The organism is Achromobacter deleyi, assembly GCF_016127315.1.
Classification (GTDB): domain Bacteria; phylum Pseudomonadota; class Gammaproteobacteria; order Burkholderiales; family Burkholderiaceae_B; genus Achromobacter; species Achromobacter insuavis_A.
The window spans coordinates 3164964-3176580 of record NZ_CP065997.1 but is presented as its reverse complement, the minus strand read 5'-3'; the positions used below and the strand labels follow the sequence as shown (position 1 = coordinate 3176580).

The window sequence follows — 11617 nt, the reverse complement described above, 5'->3', positions numbered from 1 at the left end:
GCATGTCCTCGAATCCCTCGTTCCATTGGCAAGATCCCCTGTTGCTGGACCAGCAGCTCACCGAAGAAGAACGCATGGTGCGCGATGCCGCCCACGCCTACTCGCAGGACAAGCTGGCCCCGCGCGTGCTGAATGCCTTCCGCAACGAAAAGACCGATCCGGAAATCTTCTCGGAAATGGGTGAACTGGGCCTGCTGGGCGCCACCATCCCCGCCGAATACGGCGGCGCCGGCCTGAACTACGTCAGCTATGGCCTGATCGCCCGTGAAGTCGAGCGCATCGACTCCGGCTACCGCTCGATGATGAGCGTGCAGTCGTCGCTGGTGATGGTGCCCATCAACGAATTCGGCAGCGAAGCGCAGAAGCAGAAGTACCTGCCCAAGCTGGCCCGCGGCGAGTGGATCGGCTGCTTCGGCCTGACCGAACCCAACCACGGCTCCGACCCCGGCGGCATGGAAACGCGCGCCGTCAAGACCGCTGACGGCTACAAGCTGACCGGCAACAAGATGTGGATCACCAACTCCCCCATCGCCGACGTGTTCGTGGTGTGGGCCAAGTGCGTCGGCGGCGAGTTCGACGGCAAGATCCGCGGTTTCATCCTCGACAAGGGCACCAAGGGCCTGTCCGCCCCCGCCATCCACGGCAAGGTCGGCCTGCGCGCCTCGATCACCGGTGAAATCGTCATGGACGAAGTGGAAGTGTCCGCCGACCAGATGATGCCCGGCGTGTCCGGCCTGAAGGGTCCGTTCACCTGCCTGAACTCGGCCCGCTACGGCATCGCCTGGGGCGCGATCGGCGCCGCCGAAGCCTGCTGGCACACCGCCCGCCAGTACACCCTGGACCGCAAGCAGTTCGGCCGCCCGCTGGCCGCCAATCAGCTGATCCAGAAGAAGCTGGCCGACATGCAGACCGAGATCACGCTGGCGCTGCAAGGCTGCCTGCGCCTGGGCCGCATGAAGGACGAAGGCACCGCCGCCGTCGAGATCACCTCGATCATGAAGCGCAACTCGTGCGGCAAGGCGCTGGACATCGCCCGCCTGGCCCGCGACATGCTGGGCGGCAACGGCATCTCCGACGAATTCGGCGTGGCCCGCCACCTGGTCAACCTGGAAGTGGTCAACACCTACGAAGGCACGCACGACGTGCACGCGTTGATCCTCGGCCGCGCGCAGACCGGCATCCAGGCTTTCTATTGATTTGATTTGCAGTACGCCGCGCGGACGGAGCCCGGCTCTGCTCCCGACGCGCGGTTCGCCGGCGTGGCGAAGACTGTGCGCCCCTTTCGAGGGGCGTTTTTTTTTGCCTGCCGCGACGGCCGTTTCAAGCGCGCCTTAGGGTTATCAGGAACTAGCCGGGCCCGGGCCCTTGCCGTACGCTTTGCGGCATTGGCCTGGTGCCGGCCCGCAGCATCCGCCCGCCCGACCCCGGATTTTTCGTCACGACCAGGAGTCGCGCATGCTGGGCAGTCCTTCCATCCGCCTGTGGGCGGGCATCGTCATCGCCTTTGCGAGCCACGGCGCGCTAGCCGCCACCACCCTCACCATGACCACCGAATACCCGGCCACCTCGATGCCCGGGCAAGGCGTGTCCACCTTCGCCGACCTGGTGCGCAGCAAGAGCGCGGGCCAGGTGGTGATCGACGCCAGCTTCGATGCCGCGCGCGGCATCAAGTCTGGCGACATGATCGACGCGGTCCAGGCGCGCAAGGTCGATGCCGGCGACGCCTTCGCCGGCGCGCTGGCCTCGAAGTACCCGCTGTTCGGGGTGTCCTCGCTGCCGTTCCTGGCCGACTCGCTGGCCAAGGCCCGCGCCCTGAACAAATCAGCCCGCCCGGCCTACGAGAAGCTGCTGGCCGCTCATGGCCAGAAGCTGCTCTACACCACGCCCTGGCCGGCCTCGGGCATCTGGTCCAAGGACAAAGTGGACAGCGTCGCCGCGTTGAAGGCGCTCAGCATCCGCACCTATGACGCGACCTCGCAGGACGTGATGCAGAAGGCCGGCGCGCGCGCGCAGAACATCTCGTTCGCCGACGCCATGCCGCGCATCGCCTCGGGCGAGGTCAACGCGGTGCTGTCCTCGGGCGACGGCGGCGCCGGCCGCAAGCTGTGGGAACACCTGCCGCGCTTCGCCGAGATCAACTACGCCATGCCGATCTCGGTGGCGACGATGAACCTGCAGGCCTATCAATCGCTGGACGCGAAGTCGCGCAAGGCCATCGACCAGGCCGCCGCGCAGACCGAGGCGGAACAGTGGAAGCGCATCGAAGGCCGGCTGCAGCAGAACTACGCCAACATGCGCAAGAACGGCGTGACGATCGACACCGCCGTGCCGACGCCGGTGCGCCAGGCGCTCAAGAGCGCGGCGGCGGACTCGGTGAAGCAATGGGAGGCCGCGGCGGGGACTGACGGGGTGAATATCCTGAAGGCGATGCGGCGGCCGTGATGCCGCGCGGGCCGTCGCGCCTGCGCGATGGCCCGGCCGAGGCAAGCCCGATCAGCGGTATTCCATCCACTTCTTCGGCGTGTTCCCGTTGGTCAGGCCTGCCGCGACGATCCAGTAGGTCGCACCCGACGGCACGATGCTCGACACGCCGAACTCGGCGCCGGTACCCGCATAGGAGCTGGTGGACACGACCGTTCCATTGACCACCAGCGCCATGCTTGCCCCCGCCTGCGCGGATGTGCCCGCGCCGTACACGACGATGGGACGCGTTGTCGGATTCGTGTAATTCGTTGCCAGGGCCCGCTGCGCGGTCACATCCTGCAGCGTCTGCCCGATGCCCAGGACACTGGCCAACTGGCCTCGCAGCGCCTGCATCTCCGCGTTCACGCTCGCCAGATCGGAGGCCAATTGCAAAGCATCCAGCTTGCCCGCGTTGATCGCCGTGCCGGCAAGCTTCACCACCCAGCAGCCGGTGGCGTTCAAGGGGCGATTTTCCACAGCCGTCCGCACGCTGACGGAGTTGTCGAACCTCAGCGTATCGCCCCCGACACTTGCCGGGTAGGAAGGCGAGGTGCGCGGCGCGCGGTCTCCCTGCCGACTTCCGGCAAAGGGACCCGAGCCGGGGCCTGTGATGACACCGTAGGTCAGCGCCTGCTCTCCCATCATTGCCTGCATGGCATCGCGTTGAATCTGCCCGGCAACGCCGCTGGACAACGCGCCATCGCCGCGCAGCATCACCGCGCCCAACGAGCCGGCCGACTTGCCGTTCAAGTCAGGCAGACGCAGCGTGGTTGCGCCATCCCCTGCCGTGTAGCTTGCGCGCGTCATCACATCGCTTTGCCAGGTGGCTTCAGCCACCAACGGAAATCTCCCCGCCTCCAAGGTGGCCCAGATATCCGGGAAAGCGGCCCGACTGATCGTCTGGCCATCCAGCGGCGCCCATCCCGCGGGAATCGCGGCGCGGCTCGGCCACCAGGACACGAAGCCCAGCGGAATGCTGTCGATCACCGGCAACTGCCCGGCCGGCACCTTGCCGTCGCCGCCCAAGGTGGCGACACCGCCCGCCAGGCCCTTTTCCGCCAACGGCACGGCGTCCTGCACCGCGGGCAGTTGCGCGGCGGGGACGCGGCCGTCGGCATCGAGCGTGGGCACGCCGCCCGGGCGGCCCTTGTCGGCGGCGGGAATCAGCGCCGGCAATTGGCCGGGGACGATGCGGCCGTCGGCCGCCAGGGTCGCGACGCCATTGGGCCGGGCCTTTTCAGCGGCGGGGATCAGGTCAGGCAATTGCACCGGCGTGATCTTGCCATCGGCGGTCAGCGTGGCGACGCCGTTCGGCTGGCCCTTTTCGGCCAGTGGCACGGCAGGCACCGGGATCGGCAGGTGGTCGACGGGCACACGGCCTTGCTCATCCAGCGGGGCCACGCCGCCAGGGGCGGATTTCTCCGACAGCGGCACTGCCGGTGGGGGAAGATGCGCAGCCGGCACTTTGCCCGCCGCGTCCAGCGGGGTCACACCGCCTGCGGCGCCTTTCTCGGCGGCGGGAAGTGCCGCGTCCGCTTTGCGCTGGGCGGCGGCGGCGGACACTTCGACCGAGTCCACGCCGGCGCGGATCTTGGTGAAGTTCTCGTTCGCGAGCGTCATCGCGTCGCGCAGCGTGTCGCCGGTCTGGTCGTTCGGTGCGTGGCCGACGTTGATTGGGCTGAGAATTTGCATAGAGGGATCCTTGTTAGCAGGCGCGTCACCACACAACAAAAAAGCGCCTTGTGTGCTTGGGAAAAGCCGTGACGATTCAATTTCAGCGTCATTGAACTGCCGTGGTTATCGGTACTCGTAGACATTGGTAATCGTGCAGGCGCTGCCCTTCTGCATTCGATACGACGCACCTGGCGGGATGACGCAAGACGTCGTCATGCCGGAAATGGACGTCGCCCAACCGCCGACAACGCCAGGCATCCAGATCGATTCGCCAGGCGCGCGCAGTTGGACTTCCACGACGCCCGACCCCGCGAGGTTGTATCCGATGTAAATCACGATGGCTCGGCTCGTCGTATTGGTATACGCGGTTAGGTCGAATACGCGGGATGCGGTCACGTTCTGGAAGGTTTGACCCACACCAAAGGTCTGATTGCGCAAGGCCTGCAATTGATCGTCAAGCGCTTGAAGCCGCGCATTCTGGAGCGCGAAATCACTCGCCAGTTGTGCAAGATCTACGCTGCCTGGGTTGGTGACGGCGCCGAAAGCCTGGATCGTCCAGACGCCGGAGACGTTCGTGGGCCGCGTCTCGGTCGCCGTGCGCGCCACCTTTGCGGCGGAAAAGGAAATCGTGTCGCCAGGCCCATCGGTGCTGGCGTAGGCGATATGCCCCACGCCACTGCCATAGTCCTTGAACCCGCGCTCGAATGCGCCCGTACCGGCCGCAATGGCGCCAATGCCAGTAGACGTCCCGCTTCTGGCGGCGAAAGTCCCGGCGATGTTCTGCAGCGCATCGCGCTGGATCAGGCCGTTGGTACCGCTCGACAGCGCACCGTCTCCACGCCGCAAAACGGCGCCCAGCGAGCCAGGGGATTGACCATTCAAATCGGGAACCCGAATGGTCGCCGCCCCATCCCCCAACGTATAACTGCCCCGCTTGAGCGGATCCGCCAGCCAATCCGCTTCCGTCACCACCGGTACCTTGCCGCCCGTCACCATGGCCGCCAGGTCGGGAAAAGTGGCACGGCTGACGGTCTGCCCATCAGCCGGGATCTGGCCCGCAGGAATGGACGTGCGCAACGGCCACCAGGAAACCGACGCCACCGGGATGGCAGGTGCCATGACCCGAAGCTGGTAGGCACCGGACTTCCATTCGTACCAACCTGCCCCATCGACGTAGATATCGCCTGCGTCGAAGTTGGGCATGATCGTGGCCGTGCTGAAGGGCCCCACGACGCGCCACTGCTGCCATATGCCGCCAGCCATGGGGTTGCCCAGGCGGTGGAAGACATAGGGCTTGCGGCCCTGCACGGTAATGGTCAACTCTTGCGACAACAGGTCGCTGGCCATGATGGTGACATACAGATAGCCGGCCCCCACGATATTGGGAAAGTTGGCGCCCATGACGTTGCTATTCGACCAGGCGTAAAGCGTGTTGTCGGCCGTCAACGTGCCGGCATCAACCGCGGTCCCACTAACAAGGCGCACCCGACGCATGGCCTCGCCTTCGGCAACCACCTTTTTCCAGGCCGACCAGTTGCCGCTCGAATCGGCGCGCATGCGCCACCAGCGCGTGGCATCCATCGACCAGCGAATGACCTCTTGCAAGGTCATGTTTGCGTAAGTCTGCACCCTCAGCATGCCCTGCCCCGTCCACCCCGGCGGCGCGTTCGGCGCCGTCGCGCGAATGTAGTAGTCATCGGCGACGGTCAACTCGTTGAAGTCCGTCCCATCCGGGCGCGATTGAAGATCCGGGTAGCGTGAGTTGGCGGGCGGCGCGCGGCGGCTCGCATCCAGGCTCATCACGCCGTTGGACGCGCCTTTTTCGGTTCTGGCGACGAAATCCCCGGGGACCGGCAAGTAGCCGGCCGGCACCTTTCCGGAGGAATCCAGCGGCGCGACGCCGCCGGGCGCGGATTTCTCCGACAGCGGAATCGCGGGAGGCGGCAAGTGCGCGGCGGGCACCTTGCCGGCCGCGTCCAGCGGCGTCACGCCGCCCGCGGCGCCCTTCTCCGATGCGGGCACGGCGGCGTCGGCCTTGCGTTGGGCCGCAGCGGCGGACACTTCGACCGCCTCCACGCCGACGCGGGTCTTGGCGAAGTTCTCGTTCACGAGCGCCATGGCGTCGCGCAAGGTGTCGCCGGTCTGGTCGTTCGGCGCGTGGCCGACGTTGATGGGTTTCAGGGATTGCATGAGGGGCCTCGATGAAAACGATGTGGGCGCCACAAGACAAAAGGCCCGCCGGCGATTGCCGGCGGGCCTGGATGTGGGCGGACCAATGCAAAAAGCCCGCTCGGATCACCGGGCGGGCTAGCGGAATCGCTGGACGCAATGGCCCCACGACGGAATCATCTTACGGGCGCGAGGCCTCGCGGACAAGCCAACTGCGACATGAGTCCGGACGGGCCGGACTCGGCGGCGCCTGACGCACCCGGCGCCCGGCGGGGGTCATTCCCCCGACAGGTCGAACAGGCTGGTGGCGTCCAGTTCCAGCACGCCTTCGTCGTGCTGGTTGATCACCGTCCAGGACCAGGTGATGATGCCCAGGTCGGGACGCGAGGACGAGGTGCGCGCGCCCTGCACCCGCGCTTCCAGGCGCAGCTGGTCGCCGGGACGCACCGGCATGCGCCAGCGCACTTCGCCCAGGCCGGGCGAGCCGAACGATTCCGAATCGTGTAGCGCGGCGTCCACCGCCATGCGCATCGCCAGCGCGCAGGTGTGCCAGCCGCTGGCGATGAGGCCGCCCCAGCGGCCTTCGGCGGCGCGCTGGACGTCGGTGTGGAACCACTGCGGGTCGAACTTGCGGGCGAACTCGAGGATTTCGGCTTCCGTGATGGTGACCGGGCCGGCCTTGATCAGCATGCCGTCCTTGAAATCTGCGAACTTCATTGGTGGACTTCCCCTGGCGTGTGGGACCTCTCAATAGGTCTCGAAGTGCAGCCGCCCCTCGCGGCGCAGCACATCGTGCAGGATAGTCCAATCCTGTCCCGCTTGCACTGCCACCTCGCGCAAGGCGTCCAGCACGCCGACTTCCATGCCCTTCAGGCCGCAAACGTAGATGCAGGTATTGCGATCGGCCAGCAGTTCGCGCACGGCGGCGGCGCGTTCACGGATCAGGTCCTGCACGTAGCGCTTGGGCTGGCCGCTCTCGCGCGACAGCGCCAGGTTGATGTCGATGAAGTCGCGCGGCAGTTTCATCAGCGGGCCGAAATACGGCAGTTCGCGTTCGGTGCGGGCGCCGAAGAACAGCAGCAGCCGGCCGTTCTCGCCGGTCTCGATGCGGCGGCGGTAGCGCTCGGTCATGGCGCGCATCGGCGCAGAACCGGTGCCGGTGCAGATCATGATGAGGTTGGCGCGCGGGTGGTTCGGCATCAGGAAGGTATGGCCGAACGGCCCGATCACCTGCACGGTGTCGTTCTTGGCCAGGTCGCACAGGTAGTTGGAACACACGCCGTGCGCCGACTGGCCCTGGTGGTCCTCGGTGACGCGCTTTACCGTCAGCGACAGGTTGTTGTAGCCGGCGCGCTCGCCATCGCGCGGGCTGGCCAGCGAGTACTGGCGCGCGTGATGCGGCCGGCCCTGGGCGTCGGCGCCGGGCGGCAGGATGCCGATGGACTGGCCCTCCAGCACCGGGAACGGCAGCTCGCCGAAGTCCAGCACGATGTGGTGGATATCACTGTCGGTGTCGACGCCGGTGACACGGTAGTTGCCGACGACGGTGGCGGTCACCGGCGTCTTGTGGGTGTAGAGGTTGACGTAGGGATGCGCGGCGGACCACGGCGGCACGCTGGCGCCGGGCGTCACCGACGTCACGGGTGGCACGACAGCGGCGGCGGCTGGCGCCACTTCGCTGGCCGCCTGCGCTTCCGGCGCCGCGGCCACCGCGGCGTTGGGCAAGGGCTGCTCGCGCGGCAGTTCGTCCCAGCCCAGCTGGTCCTGCAACGAGTAGGCCTCGGCGCGCACCACCAGCCGCCAGTTGTCGATCGAGCCGGTCGGGCACGGCGGCACGCAAGCCATGCAGCCGTTGCAGATATCCGGGTCGACCACGTAGTTGTTGCTGTCGTGCGTGATCGCGTCGATCGGACAGGTTTCTTCGCAGGTGTTGCAGCGGATGCAGATCTCGGGATCGATCAGGTGCTGCTTCAGGACTTCTACGGGCAGGGCGGCGTTCATCGCGGTCATCCGATTGCGCGGGCGGCGGCGCCGGGCGCCGCCGCGAGGGCCTTAGTTGAAACGTACGTACTCGAAGTTCACGGGCTGGCGGTTGATGCCCATGACCGGCGGCGCGATCCAGTTGGCGAACTTGCCCGGCTCGGTCACGCGGCCCATCAGCGAGGCGACGAACGCGCGGTCCTCGGGCGTGGGCAGCCATTGATGGCGATGCGCCTGCCACTGCGCTTCGGACAGGATCTCGCCCTCGGGCGACATGCGGATGCCGGCGAGCGTGCCGATCTGGCGGTTGAAGGCCTTGTGCGGCACCTGCAGGCGGAAGGCGATGCCGCTCTTCTCGATGACCTTGTTCCAGCGGCCGATGCCGGCCACCGAGTCGCGGATGAAGTCGTCGCGCAGCACTTCGTTCAGCGCGTTCAGCATCGGCACCTCGATCTCGCGCAGCCGGCCGTTGTCGACGGACAGCACACGGTAGGTGTCATTCTTGAGCTGGTGGTCGTCGGTGCGCTTGCTCTCTTCGTAGCGGCCCTTCAGGCCCGAGCCGTAGAAGATGGCGGCGTTGGACGACTGGTCGGCGCCGAACAGGTCGATGGTGACGCTGTAGTGGAAATTCAGGTAGCGCTGGATGGTCGGCAGGTCGATCACGCCGGCGGCGCGCACCGCGGCCGGGTCGTCGGTCTTCAACTGGTTCATCACTTCGCAGGTGCGCTGGATCACGCGAGAGATGCCGGATTCGCCCACAAACATGTGGTGCGCCTCTTCGGTCAGCATGAACTTGGTGGTGCGGGCCAGCGGGTCGAAGCTGGATTCGGCCAGCGCGCACAGCTGGAACTTGCCGTCGCGGTCGGTGAAGTAGGTGAACATGTAGAACGCCAGCCAGTCCGGCGTCTTCTCGTTGAAGGCGCCCAGGATGCGCGGGTTGTCGGAATCGCCGGAGGTGCGCTGCAGCAGCGCGTCGGCCTCTTCGCGGCCGTCGCGGCCGAAGTAGCGGTGCAGCAGATAGACCATGGCCCACAGGTGGCGGCCTTCCTCGACGTTGATCTGGAACAGGTTGCGCAGGTCGTACTGCGACGGCGCGGTCAGGCCCAGGTGGCGCTGCTGCTCGATCGAGGCGGGCTCGGTATCGCCCTGCGTGACGATGATGCGGCGCAGGTTGGCGCGGTGTTCGCCCGGCACGTCCTGCCACACGTCGCGGCCCATGTTCTCGCCGAAGTGGATCTTGCGCTGGCCGTCCTGCGGCGCCAGGAAGATGCCCCAGCGGTAATCGGGCATGCGCACGTGGTTGAAGTGGGCCCAGCCGTCGGGCTCGACGCTGACGGCGGTGCGCAGGTAGACGTCGAAGCCGTGCGAGCCGTCCGGGCCCATGTCCTGCCACCATTGCAGGTAGTTGGGCTGCCAATGTTCCAGCGCGCGTTGCAGCGTGCGGTCGCCGGACAGGTTGACGTTATTGGGGATCTTGTCGCTGTAGTTGATGCCTGACATTGTCTCTGCTCCTGGATGGAAGGCCGCGTCGGGGCGGCGTCGGGTCTTGGGGCGCCGGCCGCGCTGCGGGGGCCGGCGCCGTGTCTCGGTACTTGCCGCAAGCGCGGCGGGACGGCCGCGCTAGACGCGGTTCCAATCGAACGTCGCCTGTTCGCCCTTGCCGTACAGCTTGAGCGCGCCCTTCTCGCCCGCCGCGTTGGGGCGGTTGAAGATCCAGTTCTGCCACGCGGTCAGGCGGCCGAAGATGCGCGTTTCCATGGTTTCGCGGCCACCGAAGCGCAGGTTGGCTTCCAGGCCGGTGAGCGCGTCGGGCGACAGCGCGCGGCGCTCTTCCAGCATCATGCGCACTTCGTCGTCCCAGTCGATGCTGTCGGGCGCGTAGGTCACCAGCCCCAGTTCCAGCGCGTCGCGCGCTGCCAGCGGCTGGCCGGCGCGGGCCCGCACCGCTTCCAGCGACGCCGTTTCCTCGTGGAAGCGGCGCTGCAGGCGGCTCTGGCCGTTGACCATCGGATAGGCGCCGAAGTTGGCCTCGCCCACGATCAGGTGGGCCGCATCGTGCTCTTCGCCGTCGCTGTCGAGCATGTAGCCCCGGTCGGCGGCCAGCGCCAGTTCCAGCAGCGTGCCCGCAAAGCACGAGCCCGGCTCGACCAGCGCGAACAGGCTGCGCGAGGTGACGTCCAGGCGCGCCAGCGTGCGGCGCAGCAGGCCGGCGGTTTCGCGCACGAACCAGTGATCGGCGTGGCGTTGCAGCGCGGCATCAGCCGCCAGCACGGCCTGCGCGTCGCCTTCGGTCTTGAGGATCCAGGTGCCGATGTCCAGCTCGTTGGTGCGCAGCGACAGGATGGCGTCGTCCAGTTCGCGCGCCATCTGCAGCGGCCACCAGGCCGCCCCCGCGGCCAGAATGTCGGCCAGTTCCGATTCCACCGCCCCCTGCGGCGCGCGCACGGTCCAGGTGGCCTGGCGCTTGTCGCGGTCCAGCCGCACGTCGACGTAGCGGTACGACAAGGCATCGGCGCTTTCCTCGCGCGCCAGCGGCGTCAGCGCCACGCCGGTCTCGCCGACCGGACGCTGGCTGCCGGTGGCCAGCGCCAGCGCGCGCTCGCGCACCGCGGCCTCGAACTGTGCCGGCTTGACCACGTCGTCGACCAGGCGCCAGTCCTTGGCGCGCTGGCCACGCACGCCTTCGACCAGGGTGCAGAAGATGTCGGCGTGATCGTGGCGCACGCGGCGCTTGTCGGTGACGCGGGTCAGGCCGCCGGTGCCGGGCAGCACGCCCAGCAGGGGTACTTCGGGCAACGCGACCGAGGATGAGCGGTCGTCGATCAGCAGGATCTCGTCGCAGGCCAGGGCCAGCTCGTAGCCGCCGCCGGCGCAGGCGCCGTTCAGGGCGGCGATGAACTTCAGGCCGCTGTGGCGGCTGGAATCCTCGATGCCGTTGCGGGTTTCGTTGGTGAACTTGCAGAAGTTCACCTTCCAGGCGTGCGAGGACAGGCCCAGCATGAAGATGTTGGCGCCCGAACAGAAGATGCGGTCCTTCATGCTGGTGACGACCACGCTGCGCACCTCGGGGTGCTCGAAGCGGATGCGTTGCAACGCGTCGTGCAGCTCGATGTCCACGCCCAGGTCGTAGGAATTGAGCTTGAGCTTGTAGCCGGGACGCAGGCCGCCGTCTTCGGCCACGTCCATCGCCAGCGTGGCGACCGGGCCATCGAACGACAGGCGCCAATGACGGTACTGGGTGGGATCGGTCCGAAAGTCGACCTTGCTGGCGGTGCTGCTCATCGCTTGTCTCCTAATGCCCTAACCTGACAGGAAAAATATTGCACGACAT

At 67.2% G+C, this 11617-nt stretch carries 8 protein-coding genes; 2 read left to right on the top strand and 6 right to left on the bottom strand.

What is annotated here, in order from left to right:
* The first annotated feature begins 2 nt into the window (after positions 1–2).
* On the top strand, positions 3–1196 hold the full coding sequence (locus I6I07_RS14360) for an acyl-CoA dehydrogenase (RefSeq protein WP_198487148.1): 1194 nt from the start codon (positions 3–5) through the stop codon (positions 1194–1196).
* Positions 1197–1455: 259 nt separating this feature from the next.
* Positions 1456–2442, top strand: a complete 987-nt coding sequence (locus I6I07_RS14355) for a TRAP transporter substrate-binding protein (RefSeq protein WP_198487147.1) — start codon at positions 1456–1458, stop codon at positions 2440–2442.
* 51 nt (positions 2443–2493) lie between these two features.
* On the opposite strand, the gene I6I07_RS14350 is transcribed toward I6I07_RS14355, so the two are convergent.
* The 6 genes from I6I07_RS14350 to boxC form a co-directional block, all read right to left on the bottom strand.
* Positions 2494–4155, bottom strand: coding sequence for a phage tail protein (locus I6I07_RS14350; protein WP_198487146.1), 1662 nt, complete (start codon positions 4153–4155; stop codon positions 2494–2496).
* Between the two features lie 105 nt (positions 4156–4260).
* Positions 4261–6327 (bottom strand): hypothetical protein, encoded by a 2067-nt coding sequence (locus I6I07_RS31700; protein ID WP_232626083.1) that lies wholly within the window; start codon positions 6325–6327, stop codon positions 4261–4263.
* Between the two features lie 255 nt (positions 6328–6582).
* Positions 6583–7023, bottom strand: a complete 441-nt coding sequence (locus I6I07_RS14340) for a MaoC family dehydratase (protein ID WP_198487145.1) — start codon at positions 7021–7023, stop codon at positions 6583–6585.
* Between the two features lie 30 nt (positions 7024–7053).
* Positions 7054–8307 (bottom strand): benzoyl-CoA 2,3-epoxidase subunit BoxA, encoded by a 1254-nt coding sequence (gene boxA / locus I6I07_RS14335; protein ID WP_198487144.1) that lies wholly within the window; start codon positions 8305–8307, stop codon positions 7054–7056.
* Between the two features lie 51 nt (positions 8308–8358).
* Entirely contained in the window at positions 8359–9786 is a 1428-nt protein-coding gene (gene boxB / locus I6I07_RS14330; protein WP_198487143.1) for a benzoyl-CoA 2,3-epoxidase subunit BoxB, read from the bottom strand.
* A gap of 120 nt (positions 9787–9906) precedes the next feature.
* Complete coding sequence (gene boxC, locus I6I07_RS14325; RefSeq protein ID WP_198487142.1) at positions 9907–11568, bottom strand: 2,3-epoxybenzoyl-CoA dihydrolase; 1662 nt, start codon at positions 11566–11568, stop codon at positions 9907–9909.
* Positions 11569–11617 lie beyond the last annotated feature (49 nt).

Bases quoted from the DNA above. Each gene is read 5' to 3' on its own strand.
- boxA (WP_198487144.1), bottom strand. From the start codon at position 8,307: ATGAACGCCGCCCTGCCCGTAGAAGTCCTGAAGCAGCACCTGATCGAT.
- I6I07_RS14350 (WP_198487146.1), bottom strand. From the start codon at position 4,155: ATGCAAATTCTCAGCCCAATCAACGTCGGCCACGCACCGAACGACCAG.
- I6I07_RS14355 (WP_198487147.1), top strand. From the start codon at position 1,456: ATGCTGGGCAGTCCTTCCATCCGCCTGTGGGCGGGCATCGTCATCGCC.
- boxB (WP_198487143.1), bottom strand. From the start codon at position 9,786: ATGTCAGGCATCAACTACAGCGACAAGATCCCCAATAACGTCAACCTG.
- I6I07_RS14360 (WP_198487148.1), top strand. From the start codon at position 3: ATGTCCTCGAATCCCTCGTTCCATTGGCAAGATCCCCTGTTGCTGGAC.
- I6I07_RS31700 (WP_232626083.1), bottom strand. From the start codon at position 6,327: ATGCAATCCCTGAAACCCATCAACGTCGGCCACGCGCCGAACGACCAG.
- boxC (WP_198487142.1), bottom strand. From the start codon at position 11,568: ATGAGCAGCACCGCCAGCAAGGTCGACTTTCGGACCGATCCCACCCAG.
- I6I07_RS14340 (WP_198487145.1), bottom strand. From the start codon at position 7,023: ATGAAGTTCGCAGATTTCAAGGACGGCATGCTGATCAAGGCCGGCCCG.